This window comes from Ruminiclostridium cellobioparum subsp. termitidis CT1112 (assembly GCF_000350485.1).
Taxonomy (GTDB): Bacteria; Bacillota; Clostridia; order Acetivibrionales; family DSM-1351; genus Ruminiclostridium; species Ruminiclostridium termitidis.
In genome coordinates this window covers 1-16,831 of record NZ_AORV01000005.1, presented here as the reverse complement: position 1 = coordinate 16,831, position 16,831 = coordinate 1, and the positions used below count along the sequence as shown (strand labels likewise).

Below are 16,831 nucleotides of genomic sequence, written 5' to 3'. Positions count from 1 at the left end.
ACATGGTTGTGGTCATTGACATGGAAGGCATCGTGGGAGGCATATGGGGCTCGGAAATAGCAATGAACATGATGATAAGGGGAATTGAAGGTGCTGTAATAGATGGGGCCTGCAGAGATTCGTATGAAACAAATCTTGAAAAGGCAAATGTATTCTGTACCCAGAGAACCTACAACCATGTATACGGACGTGCCCGCGGAGGAGCCAGAAACATACCGGTTCATTGTGCGGGAGTGACCGTAAAACCAGGAGATATCATATGCGCAGACGATGACGGTGTTCTGGTCATACCATATGAAGTTGCCGAAGATGTCATTAAATTTGCCAGATTGCAGCTGGAAGAGGATATTGCCACAAGATCTTCGCACTATGAAAAATTGGGTTTTGAACCTGATGCCACTCTTGAAAGAAACAGATAATTTTTCAGTATTCCATACAAAAACGGCTGTTACATTATCTTATACTGAAACAGCCTGTTTTGTAAAATTTAAGAAAGGGGGTTTCTATGAAAGCCATACAAAAAACAGCCGGAAAGCCCGGAGCACAGTTTGTTGAGTTGGAAATTCCCAGGCCAGGAAGGAATGAAGTCCTTGTACAGGTCAAGGCATCCGCCCTGTGCAGGTCGGATGTGGATGTATATGAATGGACGCAGCTGGTCCAGAATGCCCATTATAAACTGCCGTTTACCATGGGCCATGAATTTTCAGGGCTTGTGATTGAGGCAGGTGCAGATGTAAAGGGTATCCGGGCCGGGGACAGGGTTGCAGGCGAGACACATATTCCCTGCGGCTGCTGCAATACCTGCAGGACCGGTAACCAGCACATCTGCAGGAACAATATGGGCGTGATAGGCAGGAGCTTCGACGGGTGTTTTGCCCAATACATAAAAATTCCTGAAATAGCGGCAGTTAAACTTCCCGATTCCTTAACCTACAGGCAGGGTGCACTGCTGGAACCTTTTACCACAGCCATGCATGCCCTTTCAAAAGCAAATCCCTCCGGCAGCAGCATAGCCATTTTGGGAATGGGCACCATCGGATTGATGGCTGTTGAGCTTGCAAAATTTTTAGGCAGTACCAAAATCTTTGCCATGGGCAATAATGAGCTGCGGCTTGCAGAGAGCAGACGCCTTGGTGCAGATGTGGCCATCAATGGTTCCAGGGAGGATTTTGTGCAGGCTATAATGAGGGAAACAAATGGAGTAGGGGTTGCTTCGATCATAGATATGACCGGAAACGAAGACGTAATAAATAAGAGCGTTGAGGCTTTAAAGGTGGCAGGAACCCTTGTTCATGTGGGAATGGTGCCAAAGCCGCTGACCTTTAACAATTATATGTACGGTGTGGTGTACAAGGAACTGAATGTTACCGGGATATTCGGCAGGAGGATGTTCGAAAGCTGGGAAACCGTACTGTCCATATTGAGCACCGGCAGGATCGGGTTGGACAATTACATTGGGAAGGTAACAGAGCTTGAAAATTTTGAGCAGGCCATAGCCGATTTTAGAGGTGTAACAGGAAGAATAATTTTTGAGCTTTAATATAGAAAAAGAAGGTGTAAAGATGATAGCAAATCACAACTGCAAAGAGGTCAGTATTTTTGAGGTGGGTCCCCGGGACGGCCTGCAGCCCGAACCGGTATTCATACCCACTGAAAAGAAGATTGAACTGGTAAATAGGCTGACGGATGCGGGATGCAAAAGAATAGAGGTCACTTCCTTCGTACATCCCAGGTGGGTGCCGCAGATGGCCGACAGCAAGGAAGTTCTGGCCGGTATAAGGAAAAAGGAAGGTGTCACATATAACGCATTGATCCCTAATTTAAAAGGGCTTGAATTAGCTATGGAATGCGGCTTGAAGGAAGTGGTCACCATCATGAGTACCAGTGAAAGCCACAATAAAAAGAACCTTAACATGAGTACCGGAGATTCTCTTAAAGAAATAGAACAAATAAATAAAGTTGCGGCAAAAAACGGTGTTAAGGTACGATCATATATAGCAACTGTCTTCGGGTGTCCCATCGAAGGGGAAATGAGTCCCCAAAGGGCTCTTGAGATAGCATTGAAACTGGAAGAGTACGGCTCTTATGAAATTTCACTTGGAGATACAACCGGAATGGCAAATCCGGTTTCGGCATATGAAATCCCAAAAATGATAAACGAAAAACTTACCGGAGCAAAGCTTGCTGTTCACTATCATAAATACCACGGTCTTGAATTTGCCAATAACCTGGCATCCTTCGAGGCCGGTATCAGAATATTTGACGGCGCAGCCGGAGGCCTTGGAGGCTGTCCTTATGCACCCGGTGCCAAGGGAAACTGTCAGACTGAAATACTGGTGGAGATGTTCCAACGGATGGGAATTGAAACAGGAATAGATCTGAAACAGATTTATGAGGCAGGGGAGTATGCTCAAACCTTGAGCACACTTTTGCATAGCAGGTGTGTATAAGAGCCTGTTCAATATCTCATTGTGCCCGTCATTCTGGCTGATTTTGCACCATGCCACGTTAAATTTTCTTGCAATAAACAAATTATTACTTCAAAAATTTGCCTTGCCTGACACAAAATCCACCTGAGATGCCGGACACAAGCAGATATAAAACAGGCTCTAAAAGAGCCGGAGTTATAAAGGGGGCAGTTTAAAAATGAATGCAAAGTTGTTGGACATAAAGAAAAAATACATATCCGGAGAGATTAAAAGCCAGAACCTTGAGAGTGTCATTTTCATCCAGGTCTATGGAGCAGATCCGGAGAATATAAGGGAAGCATGCAATGATGCGGCTTATGTCCGTTGTGAAGCAGTTGAGGAAGCAACGGGAGCCAGCCTTGATATTATAAAAAATACCCGCCTGGACAACTGTTCACTGGTTGGAGGGGACAGAATCCTGGCCGGAATTGAAGGGAAAATAGGTGCGGCCACCATACCCATGGGAATAGCCGGCCCTGTAAAAATCAACGGACAGTTTGTGGATGAAAAGGTATATATTCCGCTTGCCACCAACGAGGCAGCTCTGGTTGCGGGAGTTCAAAGGGGAATCAAGGCAATTAATATGGCAGGAGGGCTGAACACACTGGTGCATTTTGATGGAATGACCAGAGCACCTTTGATAGAAGCTCCCAATATCGCCGAGGCCAGAAGATTCTGCAGACAGATATTAACGGATAAGGTGCTGTTCAAGGAACTGGCCGTGCTGTCAAGGGACCCCTTTGTACGGCTTGAGCAGATCGATCCCTATCAGCTGGGTACCAAAGTATTCCTGAGAATGACCTTTAAAACAGGTGATGCAATGGGGATGAACGGTGTGACAAAAGCTTCGGCAGATATTACAAGAGGGATTCTGGCAAAAATGCCACAATGGAAGCTTATAACTATAAGCAGTAATCTTTGCTCGGATAAAAAATCCTCCCATATCAATGTATTGAACGGCCGCGGAAAATCCATACAGACCGAGGTATTCATTCCGGATGAGGTTTTAAAGGCCGTATTTAAAAAAGGAGTAAACGCCAGAAGTGTTGAGAAGACAGTTTTCCATAAATGCTATCTGGGCTCCTGCTACAGCGGAACCATAGCCGGCTTCAATGTAAATGCGGCAAATGCGGTGGCGGCATTTTACGCGGCCACCGGACAGGATCTGGCACATGTCATTTCCTCCTCCAGCTGCTTTGTGCAGGCTGATGCAGCCGAAGGCGGTGTCCATTTTATGGTTTCCCTGCCCTGCATGGAGCTGGCAACCATCGGAGGGGGCACAATGTTCGGAACTGCAAGGGAAGCCTTAAGGCTCATCGGCTGCGGAGGTTTCGGAAAGAGTGTGGACGATAATGTGAATGTACTGAGATTGGCTGAAATTGCGGCGACAGCCGTAACGGCGCTTGAGTTGAACACTGCCTGTGCCCAGGCGGCTGGGTATGAAATGGCAGATTCCCATGTCAAGCTTGCAAGAGGCGAGGAAGCCTAGTGTGTATGGCCGGTTAACCCTCCTTTATTCGTCACATTGCGATAAAGGATATAAGTTTTCATTACATTTTGTGGCCACAAATGTGGCTCATGGAGGTTAGCTTGAAAGACTTCACTTGCGTTTGTCTTCCAAGCAAACCTGTGAATTTATGGCCGTGCGAAATATTCAAAGTATTTACCAATACTTTGAAAGTGCACATGGCCAATTAACCTCCTTTATTCGCCTTATAGCGGATGAGGGAGTGAAAAGATTTCATTACAGTTTTGTGGCCGCTATTGCGGCTCATGGAGGTTAATATGTACGAATCCATAAAAAAGTATATGAAGGTGGGCCTGATTCATTTTATGGCCTATCCCGCCACAATGAAAGGTGAAGGGCCTATTGAAGAGACGGTGAAAAAGATTGCTGCAGACAGTTACTTTGATGCAATCGAGTTAACCTGGATCAAAGACCCGCAGACAAGAAAGAATGTCAGGAAAATGCTGGACAGTTCCCATATGACGGTGGCTTACGGGGGACAGCCCAGATTGCTCACTACCGGCATGAATATAAACGACCTGGATGAGAGCAAAAGGATGGCAGCTGTTGCAAATCTGAAGGATGGAATTGATGAGGCGTATGAAATGGGAGCTTCAGGTTTTGCCTTTTTATCAGGCAAATATCTGGAGGAAACAAAGGAGCAGTCCTATCAGGCTTTGATTAAATCCACAAAGGAATTGTGCAGCTATGCCAGGAGCAAGGGCAGTATGAAAGTAGCGCTGGAAGTCTTTGACTACGATATAGACAAGAAGTCCATCATCGGCCCTGTTGAGCTTGCAGAACGATTTGCACGGGACATGACTTCGGAATTTGATAATTTCGGTTTAATGGTGGATCTGTCCCATATCCCGATGATTCATGAAACACTTGAAGAAAATCTGCTTCCCATAAAAGACTATATAATACACGCACATATGGGCAACACCGTCATAAAGGACCCATCCTGCGAGGCCTATGGAGATACACATCCGCGTTTCGGCTTTCCCGATTCGGAAAATGATGTGGATGAATTGACTGCATATTTGAGAATACTGATGCAGATCGGTTTCATCAGCGAAGAGCGCAGGCCAATAGTCAGCTTTGAGGTAAAGCCCTGGGGCGATGAGGATCCGGATATTGTCGTGGCAAATGCAAAGAGGGTATTGGATCTGGCCTGGTCAAGAGTTTGAGGTCACATATAGTATAATCTGCAGATTTATCCACAGCGAAGAACAAAAGTAGCGTAGCGGTTTTGTTCTTGCAGGTTATTACGAGGAGGGCGATTATGAAAATAGTAGTACTGGACGGATATACTCTTAATCCGGGTGACATAAGCTGGTCGGGATTGGAGGAGCACGGAGAACTGACGGTATATGACAGGACTCCGGCAGATAAGATTGTTGAGAGGATCGGCAATGCCGAAATTATTTTTACAAACAAGACACCGCTGACAAGGGAAACCTTTGACAGGTGTCCTGAAATAAGGTTTGTAGGTGTACTGGCCACAGGCTATAATGTGGTTGATACCGAGTACGCAAAGTCCAGAGGCATACCTGTGACAAATATACCTACCTATGGTACTGCTGCAGTGGCTCAATTCGCCTTTGCACTGCTTTTAGAGCTTTGTCATCATGTCGGGGCCCACAGTGACAGTGTACATAAGGGTGATTGGACGAAATGCCCTGATTTCTGCTACTGGAATTATCCTCTGGTTGAACTTGCCGGTAAAACTTTCGGCATTATCGGCTTTGGCAGAATAGGGCAGGCAGCTGCCAGGATTGCTCAGGCCATGGGTATGAAGGTGCTGGCCTATGACCAGTTTTTCGATCCCAAACTGGAAAATGACGAGCTGAAATATGCCCGGTTGGATGAACTGTTTGCAGGGTCGGACGTTATCTCACTGCACTGTCCGCTGTTTCCTTCAACCCAGGGCATAATAAATAAAACAAATATTGCAAAAATGAAGGATGGGGTAATGATCATAAATACGTCCAGAGGTCCCCTGGTGGTGGAACAGGATCTGGCGAAGGCTCTTAATTCCGGAAAGGTGGCAGGAGCGGCGCTGGATGTTGTGTCAACCGAGCCCATCGGCAGCGGCAATGTATTGCTCAAAGTCCAAAATTGTATTATTACACCCCATATAGCCTGGGCACCAAGGGAATCCAGAAACAGACTGATGAACATCGCAGTCGATAATTTGAAGGCGTTTTTGTCCGGCAGTCCGGTAAATGTAGTGAACCCGTAAGAGGGTGAAAGGATGATCCAATGAAAATCGTGGTTGCACCTGATTCGTTTAAAGGTAATCTGACTGCTCTGGAAGTGGCTGAATTTATAGAAGCCGGTATAAAGCAGGCCGATAAAGATATCGAGGTAATAAAGATTCCCGCTGCCGATGGCGGTGAGGGCACGGTTGAGGCTATTGTTGCCGCAACCGGCGGCAAAATAATAAAACAGCGGGTTCATGGCCCGTTTATGGAGGAAATGGACTCCTTTTTCGGCATTTCAGGGGATGGAAAAACAGCTGTTATTGAAATGGCCGCATGCTCAGGAATCATGCTGGTCAAAAAAGAGGAACTCAACCCTCTGTACACAACCACATACGGTGTGGGGGAATTGATATTGGCTGCCAGAAATCTTGGGTGCCGAAAAATAAACCTGGGCATCGGCGGAAGTGTGACCAATGATGGCGGTATGGGGATGGCGCAGGCCCTGGGATATAAATTCTACGACGGGCAAAATAAACTGTTGGGTCAGGGCGGAAAATATTTGTGTGAAGTGGCAGGAATTGATTCAAGTGGCTTTATAAAAGAAATAGACGGAATTGAGATCATAACTGCCTGCGATGTAAATAATCCATTATACGGGCCAAACGGAGCTGCTTATATATATGGACCTCAAAAAGGTGCCGATGCAGAAACAATAGAGTTTCTTGACCAAGGGTTGAGACATTTTGCCGAAGTTATCAAAAGAGATCTTGGTAAAGATATTGCTGACATTCCGGGAAGCGGTGCCGCCGGAGGCCTTGGCGGCGGCCTGCTGGCCTTTTTGAACAACGCCAGGCTGTGCTCCGGCATAGATATGGTTATCAGCAGCTGTAATTTTGAGGAGGCCGTCAGGAATTGTGATTTGCTCATAACCGGAGAGGGCAGGACCGACAGCCAGACAGCAAATGGCAAGGTTGTTGCGGGACTTGCCAAAGTGGCTGAAAAGTGTGGTGTGCCTGTAGTCTGTCTATCAGGTTCATTGATGGAAGGATATCAGAAAATATATGAACATGGAGTTGACGCCGCATTTAGTAATATAATCGCTCCCATGACTTTAGAGGAGGCCATCCGTTCCTCTCCGCAGATGTTAACCCAGGCCTCCTATTCAATAGCAAGACTTATGCTGAAAATATATTCAAGGGCAAAGGCAAAAAAGAGTTAGATATAGAATTAGATATATTAGTATTATATGCGGTAGTGTTGTATAATTTATTTACTATATGTTTAAATATATATTGAAATAAATGCTTATAGGTTATACCGGGTATAGACTTAAAACAAATATATTTTCATTTGAGAGGGGTTACATGACAAACAGAAAACTAATTCTGTATATTGCCACGAGTTTGGACGGATTCATTGCAGATGAGAGTGAATCACTTGAATGGCTGTTAAAAACAGAAGGTGAAGGTGATAATGGTTATGGCGGGTTTTACGAGACAATTGACACCGTCCTTTTAGGCAGACGGACATATGATTGGATTATGAAACATGAAAATGGAAACTTTCCTTACAAAGATAAAAAATGTTATGTTTTTTCAAAAAGTCTGAAGGGAAAAAATGACTATGTTGAGTTTATGAATGAGGACATACCGGCCTTCGTGAAAAAGCTTAAAGGGCAGGAAGGCGGGGATATCTGGATTGTTGGCGGAGGGGAGCTTCTTTCCTATTTCATAAAGGAAAGATTGGTAGACAGATTTATTGTAACTTTTGCCCCGGCACTGATTGGCAGAGGAATTCCGTTATTCAAGGAAAATGATATTGAAATGGATCTGGAGCTCAAGAGCGTAAGGCGGTTTAATCAATTTGCAGAACTTCAATATGATTATAAAGGCGCGCCTGTGCTTTAATACAATAAAACTTGAATAAACTGATCAATTAAGAAAATTTTAAACTGTTTACAGTTGTATAATAATTTTAGGCGGCTGCTGCAAACCAATTACATGGGATTGGTTTGCAGCAGCCTGTTTTTGTCCTGCAATATAAAAAAGCATTTAAAAGTGAACCATTTGATTTGTTATGACAATATATAAGTGAATGGCCATTCAGAAACCAAATTCCTGAAACCAATATCAAATGCAATGAAAAAACTTTAAGAAATTAATTAAAAAAACAATTGTTTGAAAGGAGACAGCACTTGGATATTACAGATTTAAACGAGTTTGTCAGCTTGCATGGCAATGCGGTTTACGGTTTCTGCCACAAACTTGCAAAAAACAGAGCCGATACCGATGATCTATACCAGGAAACCTTTTTAAAGGCCATGGAACTGTGCCATAAAATTGACAAGAACAATAATCCCAGGGGATTTCTTATTTCAATTGCAGTAAGACTTTGGAGGAATAACCGCAGGAAGCATGCAAGAAGGAACAGGTTGGCTCCGGTAGAGGAGTTGAATGAAAATATAAGCAGCAGTTATATATCAAGTGAAAAACTATCTCCGGAGAACATAGCCGTATCCAGGGAGCTGCGGCACGCCATACAAAATGCAGCCGATAAACTTAACGATAAATTAAGAATACCTTTGTATATGTATTACACGGCCGGAATGTCAAATGAGGACATAGCAGCGGCATTAAAAATCCCGCAGGGAACTGTGAAAAGCAGACTTTATAAGGCTCGCAAAATATTAAAAAGTACTCTGGAGGAGGCTGAAATATATGAAAAATTTTGAACAGGTGGACAATATTTTAAAGCAGGCTCTTTCTTCAAGTGAGGAGCCCAGTGAAGAGTTAAACAAAAATATAATTGACCGGTTTAAGGAGACACATACCATGAAGGCCATATTTAGAAAAAGATTAATTGGAGTGATCATAGCAGCAGTTATTACGATTGCGATGTCGGCCACTGCTTTTGCAGCGTGGCAGCTGCTCAGTGCCAGACAGGTGGCTGAACAGTTTGGAAATACACAGCTTGCAGAGGCCTTTGAGGCAAAAGATGCCGTTGAAATAAATAAGACAATTGCTTCACACGGCTATAATATCACTCTATTAGGAATAACAACAGGTAAGAACCTGAGTGGATTCAAAGGTTCAGCATTGCAGGATATCAATCCGGACAGGACCTATGCGGTAGTGTCCATTGCCAAAACCGACGGCGGCAAGATGCCCGGGACAAGCGATGAAGCCTATGGGCAGGTTCCCTTCTTTATATCCCCCCTTATAAAGGGTCAGAAGCCCTGGCAGGTGAATATAGCCTCCATGAACGGAGGCTACAGTGAATGTGTGGTTGACGGGGTCATGTACAGGCTTATAGAATGCGATGGAGTAGAAATGTTTGCGGACAGGGGACTGTATCTCTGTGTCAGCACCACAAGATTTTTTGATATTAATGCATTCGACTATGACGAAAAAACTGGCGAAGTCAGTCCGAAGGCTGAATTTGACGGGGTAAACGTATTGTTCGACCTGCCTCTGGACGTGAAAAAGGCAGATCATGAGAAGGCCGGGAAATATCTGAAACAATTATTGGGAGACGAAGCTTCCTCTGGCTCACAGAGTGATTCTGCAAAGAGTTCGGCCGATTTTGGCAGTAAAGGCGGCAATTCACAGGACGTGGAACTTGAAGAGGAACTTAAAGGCGGTGTAGTTATACCTGAGTCTGTGAAGGAAGTTACTTTTGATAAAAATGGCATTTCAAGAAATCTGTTTGTAACCGAAGAAGAAGGCAAAATGTCGGTAGTCCAATTCACAAGGGATGAGATGGGAGGAATTACTGGAAAAGTAATACAGATACAAAAATAATTAGTTTAATTTCTGACGGCCTGCGACTTATTAACAAGTAAAAATCGCAGGCCGTTTGGCAATAAAAAAATAAATTTCTGAGTTTAATTGCCTGATATATTTTAGTATGCTATAGTTCATTTATATTGATACTTTTAACCAGGATATATGAGGTGGAAACATGGGAAAACAGGCACTATATAATGTAAGAACTGTAGTAAATTTGAAGGATATGTTAAATCAAAGTGTATTGCTGTATGGAAGTAAGGCCGCTTTTATTTTAAATAATGGCGGGGTTACTGAAAATATCAGCTATTCGCAGTTTAAAGCCGATGTTGATGCATTGGGAACTGCATTGCTGGAGCTCGGCCTCAAGGGCAAATGCATAGCCGTTATTGGAGAAAACAGGTATGAATGGTGTGTGTCATATCTGGCTGTCACAGGCGGGGCCGGCATTGTTGTTCCAATAGACAGAGAGCTGCACATTTCTGAAATAAATAATATACTTGGCAGATGTAATGCCGATGCCATCATATATTCCGGTAAACATAACGACTGTATGAAAAAGCTTTCGGCTGAGATACAGTCTGTAAAATATTTTATAAACATGGATGAAAGCCGGGACAGTGATTTCTATTTGTCCTTTAAAGGTCTGGTTGAAAGGGGAAAAGAACTTTTAGCTTTGGACAGGCTTGATTACGTTGCTGCCGAAATAGACAGAGATGCTCTGGCAGTGCTGCTGTTCACCTCCGGGACCACCGGACTTGCCAAGGGAGTGATGCTGAGTCACAGAAATATTTGTTCAAATGTGGTTTCAGTACGTTCAACCGTTCTGGTTGATACAAATGATACTTCTTTGTCCATTCTTCCCATGCATCACACCTATGAATGCACCATCGGGTTTCTGGCCTTTATTTATTCGGGAGCCACAATATCCTTCAATGAAGGTTTAAAGCATATAGCCAGGAATTTAAAGGAAATGAAGCCTACAGTTCTTGTAGTCGTGCCCTTGATACTGGAAAATCTCTATAAGAAGATATGGACCCAGGCAGGAAAACAAAAATTCGGCAGGTTGAAGCTCAAGTTGGCTTTAATTATAACGGCCATATTAAATCATCTCTTCCGCATTGACATTGCAAATAGGGTATTCAAGCAGGTGCATGACAACGTAGGAGGAAGGCTGAGGCTCATATTGACCGGTGCCGCGGCAATAGACCCCTCTGTTTCCAAAGGATTCAGACGTATGGGTATAAAGGTTTTACAGGGGTATGGTCTGACCGAATGTGCCCCTCTGGTCACGGGAAACAGGGATCATGAGTACAGGGACAGCAGTGTGGGTAAAGCCTTGCCGGGTGTGGAAGTTAAAATAAACAATCCTGATGAAAATGGTGTGGGTGAAATCCTTGTAAAAGGTGAAAATGTTATGCTGGGCTATTACAAGGATGAGGAAGAAACCGGCAGAAATCTTATTAATGGCTGGTTCCATACCGGTGATCTCGGAATGGTGGACAAGTCCGGTTATGTATATATAACAGGAAGAAGTAAAAATATCATTATTACAAATAACGGCAAAAACGTATACCCCGAGGAATTGGAAGCTTCCATAAACAAGAATCCCTGTGTACAGGAATCCCTTGTTTCGGGTGAAATTGACCGGACAACAGGAGAAACGCATATTCATGCGCATATATTGCCAAACCTTGAATATATAAAGGAAAAGTTCAAGGGAGTAAGTCTGACGAAGGATGAACTGCTGAAGCTGTTTAATGAGATTGTAAAAAGTATAAATAAAGATCTGCCTATATACAGGCGCATAAGGAAATTTACGCTGCGTGAAAGTGAATTTATTAAAACCACAACAAAAAAAATAAAGCGTTATTGTCCCGAAAATGTTGAGGGTTAATATTTGCCGTACTCTTTCGAAGGTGGTTAAATACTTTGGAATCTTTAATAAATGTCAGCATTTTGAAGGATTTCACAATATAACAGCCGGTAGACAGGTATTCATCGGTTGAGGTTATTCTTCTATAGATTTACAATTATAAAATGCATAAAAATTTATACATTATACAAAATTTTATTTACACACTAGTTTATGCAATTTTATATTAAAGGCCGTGATATAATTGTTTTCTAAAAAAGAACTGATGCGTCTCTTCTTTCCTGCATTTGTTGAGCAGTTTCTTTCCACAGCTATAGGAGTTGTCAACACCATGATGGTAAGCGGACTTGGAGCTTTTGCAGTATCAGCCGTGGGTATCGTGGATTCCATCAACTTTGTCGCAATGAATCTGTTCCTTTCGGTAGCAACGGGAGCGACAGTGGTAATTGCACAGCATCTGGGTGCGGGCAACCAGGAAAAGGCTTCAAATACGGCAGCGCAATCAATCGTATCGGTTTTTTTACTCTCTGCTTTGACGGGGCTGGGACTCTTTGTTTTCGGACAGCAAATCATAGGATTCATGTTCGGAGGAGCCGAACCGGTTGTAAAATCGGCGGCCTGGACATATCTGGTCTGCTCTGCAATATCATATCCCCTGTTGGGACTATTTAATGTTTTTACAGGTGTATTGCGTGCCAATAATAATTTTATTGCTTCAATGACGTCAATAGTTATTTCCAACCTTGTAAATCTCGGAGTGGGAGCCATATGTATTTTCAAGCTTGACCTGGGAGTGCTGGGTGCAGGCTTGGGCCTGATTTCGGCCAGACTTGTGGGTGCGGTGGTATTGCTCTTCCATTTGCTGGGGAGCCCCAAAATACATATCAGGTCGGCTTCCTTCAAGGTATCCTTCAAGATAATGAAGCCTGTTTTATATATAGGGGTTCCAGCAGGTCTGGACAGCCTTGTGTTTAACGGAGGCAAGCTGCTGGTTCAGGCAATTGTGGCGTCTCTTGGAACGGCTTCTCTTGCGGCCAACAGTATTGCAGGCTCGCTGAATTCAATTATAAACATTCCCGGCGGTGCCGTTTCCATAGTTGCTGTCAGCATAATAGGCTATTATGCGGGAGCAGGCGACAAGCAGGAACTTAAGAAAATGATCAACAGGCTCACATTATATGCAATGATTTTACTTGGTGGGGTTTCACTGCTCTTCCTGCCATTTTCGTCCCATATCCTCAAACTTTATCAGCCTGCTGATGATGTGTTGACCATGGCGCTGCATATAACCTATCTGACGCTGGCATGCATACCTATATTCTGGCCTGCCGCCTTTATTATACCGGCTTGTCTCAGAAGTACCGGTGATGTTGTGTATGTAACTGTGGTATCAATACTGAGCATGTGGCTTGTAAGAGTTCTGCTGGGATATCTGCTGGTAAAGTACACCAGACTGGGAATTATGGGTATATGGATTGCCTGGTGCTTTGACTGGGTTACGAGAGGGGTGCCTTTTTACGCAAGGGTGCTCAGCCGGAAATATGAGAAATATATTCCGGCTCGTACTGATCAGACTGTAACGGAATAGGCAGCACCAAAACTTTTAATATTTAATGATTGATAAATTTCATACTATGTGGTATACTAGCTAGCGGAAAAATACACACGCATCTTGGATTGTTAAAGTGTCGATAAATGATAAAATCGTCAATATTTAAGTTGTACGATAACATGGGATGCGGAGGTATTAACTTTAACGGAGGTGTTTTAATATGGCAGTTATTTCAATGAAACAACTTTTGGAGGCAGGTGTCCACTTCGGTCACCAAACAAGAAGATGGAACCCGAAGATGGCAGAATACATCTTTACAGAACGTAATGGTATTTACATCATTGACCTTCAGAAAACAGTAAAGAAAGTGGATGACGCATACTTCTTCATAAGAGAAGTGGCAATGAGCGGACAGGACGTTCTCTTTGTAGGAACTAAAAAGCAGGCTCAGGATTCCATTAAGGAAGAAGCCGACAGAAGCGGACAGTTCTTTGTGAACAACAGATGGCTGGGCGGTATGCTCACCAACTTCAAAACTATTCGCAAGAGAATAGACAGATTGAACCAATTAAATGCTATGGAAGCAGACGGAACTTTTGAAGTTCTTCCCAAGAAAGAAGTTATCAAGCTTAAGAAGGAAATGGAAGATCTCGAAAAGAACCTTGGCGGAATCAAGAACATGAAGAAGATTCCGGGCGCAATGTTCGTTGTTGACCCACGCAAGGAAAGAAATGCTATCCTTGAAGCTAAAAAGCTCGGTATTCCGGTTGTAGCTATAGTTGATACAAACTGTGATCCTGATGAGGTTGATTTCGTAATTCCGGGTAATGACGATGCTATAAGAGCTGTTAAGCTCATTGCGGCAAAAATGGCTGATGCTATTATCGAAGGCCGTCAGGGTGAACAACTTTCACCTGAAGCTGCTGTTGAAACAGTTGAGGCTGTGGAAGTTGTAGAAGCTGCTGCTGAATAATTTAGTATGATGAAATGATATATTGCCGGATTGTGTTTAATACACAATCTGGTAATTAGTCTTAATCGATAATGAACTTAATATTTTATTCGGGTATATTATTCTATTACTAAATAATTAATGGCACAGGCGATAAATTATTGTTTATCCCATTTATGACATGGGGTAATTCAATTGGCCTATGTCGGAAATGGAGATAAAAATGATTACTGCAGAAATGGTAAGACTGCTCCGTGAAAGAACCGGAGCCGGAATGATGGACTGCAAAAAGGCACTCACCGAAACAAACGGCGATGCCGACAAGGCAGTTGAGTATTTGAGGGAAAAGGGTATAGCCAAAGCTGCCAGCAAAGCGGGAAGAATTGCTGCTGAGGGCTTGGTTGAATCTTATATACATGGCGGCGGAAGAATTGGTGTTCTCGTTGAAGTAAACATTGAAACCGACTTTGCTGCAAAAAATGAAGAATTCAAACAATTGGTCAAGGATATTGCAATGCAGATAGCTGCAAGCAAACCTGAGTTCGTAAGAAGAGAAGAAGTACCTGCTTCGGTATTGGAAGCTGAAAAGGAAATCTTAAGAGCACAGGCCAGGAACGAAGGAAAGCCTGAAAAAATCATTGATAAAATGGTTGAAGGCAGAATCAATAAATACTACGGTGAAAAATGTTTGATGGAGCAGGCCTTCATTAAGGATCCTGATATTACAGTCGATCAGCTGATCAAGGAAAAAATAGCTCATATTGGTGAAAATATCACTGTTAGAAGATTTGTTAGATTTGAAAGAGGCGAAGGTATAGAAAAGAAAGAAGAAAACTTCGCTGATGAAGTAATGAAACAAATAGGCGGTTAATAATAAAGGGGGCTGTTGCAAAACAAAATAAACTGTTTGTTTTGTGGCAGCCCCTTTTGGAACATATGCTTGTATGTTCCTTTTATTAGGGCCTTTTTTGGAAAAATAATATATTTATCTAACGGAGGAAAACCATGTCGGAAATAAAATATCGAAGAATAATGTTGAAGATCAGTGGAGAGGCTTTATCCGGTGAAAAAGGCAATGGAATTGATACCAACACTGTTAACGAAATATGCGACAGAATTCTTGCAGTACACAATCTGGGAGTGGAAATTGCCATCGTAGTGGGCGGAGGTAACTTCTGGAGAGGCAGAAGCGGTAAGGGCATGGACAGAACCACAGCGGACCACATGGGGATGCTTGCAACAGTTATAAATTCACTGGGGCTCCAGGATGCACTTGAGTCGAGGGGAATTCAGGTGAGAGTCCAGACTGCCATTGAAATGAGACAGATAGCCGAACCCTATGTAAGAAGAAAGGCCGTAAGACATCTGGAAAAGAAGAGAATCGTAATATTTGCCTGCGGCATGGGAAATCCTTATTTTTCAACTGATACGGCAGCAGCTCTCAGAGCGGCTGAAATTGATGCTCAAGCCATACTTATGGCTAAAAATGTTGATGGGATATATGATTCCGATCCTTCAAAAAATCCCGATGCCGTTAAATACAACAAAATCAGCTATCAGGAATATCTCAATAAAAATCTGTGTGCCATTGATTTGACAGCAGCTTCCTTCTGTAAGGATAACGGAATACCTACACTTGTATTCGGATTGAATGATCCTGATAATATCATCAGGGCGGTCAAGGGTGAAGAGATTGGTACTACAATATATTGAAATCCTTTGTGATTAATTGTATTATATATAGGGAATGTATAAATTATTCCTGGGAATATTCAGGAAGATAATCTTTATTTATTGGCAACAAATTTTTTTAGGAGGAGTATTATGGATAAAGAGCTTTATAGACCTATTGAAGAAAAGATGAAGAAGACCATAAATGTATTAAAGGACAATCTTGCAGGCATCAGAGCAGGAAGAGCAAATCCCCAGATACTTGATAAAATTACCATTGATTATTACGGCGCGCCAACACCTATTCAACAGGTTGCAACTGTGTCAGTACCGGAAGCAAGAGTTATTCTGATACAGCCATGGGAAGCAAAGCTCCTTAAAGATATAGAGAAGGAAATTCAAAAATCTGATATCGGCATTAATCCCAATAATGACGGAAAGATGCTCCGTCTTGTTTTTCCGGCCCTCACAGAGGAGAGGCGTAAGGAATTAACCAAATCGGTTAAAAAGGAAGGCGAAGAAGCCAAGGTTGCCATCAGAGCCATAAGAAGAGATTCCATAGAGCATATGAAGGCCAAGAAGAAGAGCAGTGAAATTACAGAGGATGATTTAAAGGATGCCGAAAAGGACATTCAAAATCTCACCGATAAATTTATTGCTGAAATAGATCGGATAGTTGAAGCAAAAGATAAGGAAATAATGGAAGTATGAACCGGCTAATAGGGTATACGCTTGGAGATGCCTTTAAGCTGGCCCGGGAGGAAGGCTTTGAAATCGGGGAAATTACAATCACATCTCCTCCCAAAATGGAGA

The 16,831-nt window shown here is 43.0% G+C and carries 16 protein-coding genes; all 16 read left to right on the top strand.

Going from position 1 to position 16,831, the window contains the following annotated elements:
• The coding region (locus CTER_RS00760; protein ID WP_004622910.1) for an RraA family protein at positions 1-419 on the top strand (419 nt) is incomplete at its 5' end.
• Positions 420-505: 86 nt separating this feature from the next.
• The gene (locus CTER_RS00755; protein ID WP_004622915.1) at positions 506-1,540 is read left to right on the top strand and encodes an alcohol dehydrogenase catalytic domain-containing protein; all 1,035 of its coding nucleotides are present in this window, start codon (positions 506-508) and stop codon (positions 1,538-1,540) included.
• The gene (locus CTER_RS00750) at positions 1,530-2,450 is read left to right on the top strand and encodes a hydroxymethylglutaryl-CoA lyase (protein WP_117387107.1); all 921 of its coding nucleotides are present in this window, start codon (positions 1,530-1,532) and stop codon (positions 2,448-2,450) included. The genes CTER_RS00755 and CTER_RS00750 overlap by 11 nt, the downstream gene beginning before the upstream one ends.
• A 196-nt stretch (positions 2,451-2,646) precedes the next feature.
• On the top strand, positions 2,647-3,957 hold the full coding sequence (locus CTER_RS00745) for a hydroxymethylglutaryl-CoA reductase (RefSeq protein ID WP_004622908.1): 1,311 nt from the start codon (positions 2,647-2,649) through the stop codon (positions 3,955-3,957).
• 296 nt (positions 3,958-4,253) lie between these two features.
• Positions 4,254-5,165 carry a sugar phosphate isomerase/epimerase family protein gene (locus CTER_RS00740; RefSeq protein WP_004622931.1) on the top strand — a complete coding sequence of 304 codons (912 nt, stop codon included), beginning with the start codon at positions 4,254-4,256 and terminating at the stop codon, positions 5,163-5,165.
• A 95-nt stretch (positions 5,166-5,260) separates the two neighbouring features.
• Positions 5,261-6,220: a D-2-hydroxyacid dehydrogenase gene (locus CTER_RS00735; protein WP_004622936.1), complete on the top strand. Its 960-nt coding sequence runs from the start codon at positions 5,261-5,263 to the stop codon at positions 6,218-6,220.
• A gap of 20 nt (positions 6,221-6,240) precedes the next feature.
• Entirely contained in the window at positions 6,241-7,401 is a 1,161-nt protein-coding gene (locus tag CTER_RS00730) for a glycerate kinase (protein WP_004622923.1), read from the top strand.
• Positions 7,402-7,546: 145 nt separating this feature from the next.
• Positions 7,547-8,089, top strand: coding sequence for a dihydrofolate reductase family protein (locus CTER_RS00725; protein ID WP_004622933.1), 543 nt, complete (start codon positions 7,547-7,549; stop codon positions 8,087-8,089).
• A gap of 287 nt (positions 8,090-8,376) precedes the next feature.
• Entirely contained in the window at positions 8,377-8,913 is a 537-nt protein-coding gene (locus CTER_RS00720) for an RNA polymerase sigma factor (RefSeq protein ID WP_004622921.1), read from the top strand.
• Positions 8,900-9,982 (top strand): hypothetical protein, encoded by a 1,083-nt coding sequence (locus CTER_RS00715; RefSeq protein WP_004622926.1) that lies wholly within the window; start codon positions 8,900-8,902, stop codon positions 9,980-9,982. The genes CTER_RS00720 and CTER_RS00715 overlap by 14 nt, the downstream gene beginning before the upstream one ends.
• Positions 9,983-10,142: 160 nt before the next feature.
• Positions 10,143-11,864, top strand: coding sequence for an AMP-dependent synthetase/ligase (locus tag CTER_RS00710; protein WP_004622930.1), 1,722 nt, complete (start codon positions 10,143-10,145; stop codon positions 11,862-11,864).
• 223 nt (positions 11,865-12,087) lie between these two features.
• Positions 12,088-13,431, top strand: a complete 1,344-nt coding sequence (locus CTER_RS00705) for an MATE family efflux transporter (protein ID WP_004622919.1) — start codon at positions 12,088-12,090, stop codon at positions 13,429-13,431.
• 184 nt (positions 13,432-13,615) lie between these two features.
• Entirely contained in the window at positions 13,616-14,368 is a 753-nt protein-coding gene (gene rpsB, locus CTER_RS00700; protein WP_004622914.1) for a 30S ribosomal protein S2, read from the top strand.
• A gap of 202 nt (positions 14,369-14,570) precedes the next feature.
• Positions 14,571-15,218: a translation elongation factor Ts gene (tsf, locus tag CTER_RS00695; protein WP_004622911.1), complete on the top strand. Its 648-nt coding sequence runs from the start codon at positions 14,571-14,573 to the stop codon at positions 15,216-15,218.
• A 134-nt stretch (positions 15,219-15,352) separates the two neighbouring features.
• Positions 15,353-16,060, top strand: coding sequence for a UMP kinase (pyrH, locus tag CTER_RS00690; RefSeq protein WP_004622917.1), 708 nt, complete (start codon positions 15,353-15,355; stop codon positions 16,058-16,060).
• Between the two features lie 111 nt (positions 16,061-16,171).
• On the top strand, positions 16,172-16,729 hold the full coding sequence (gene frr, locus CTER_RS00685) for a ribosome recycling factor (protein ID WP_004622934.1): 558 nt from the start codon (positions 16,172-16,174) through the stop codon (positions 16,727-16,729).
• Positions 16,730-16,831 lie beyond the last annotated feature (102 nt).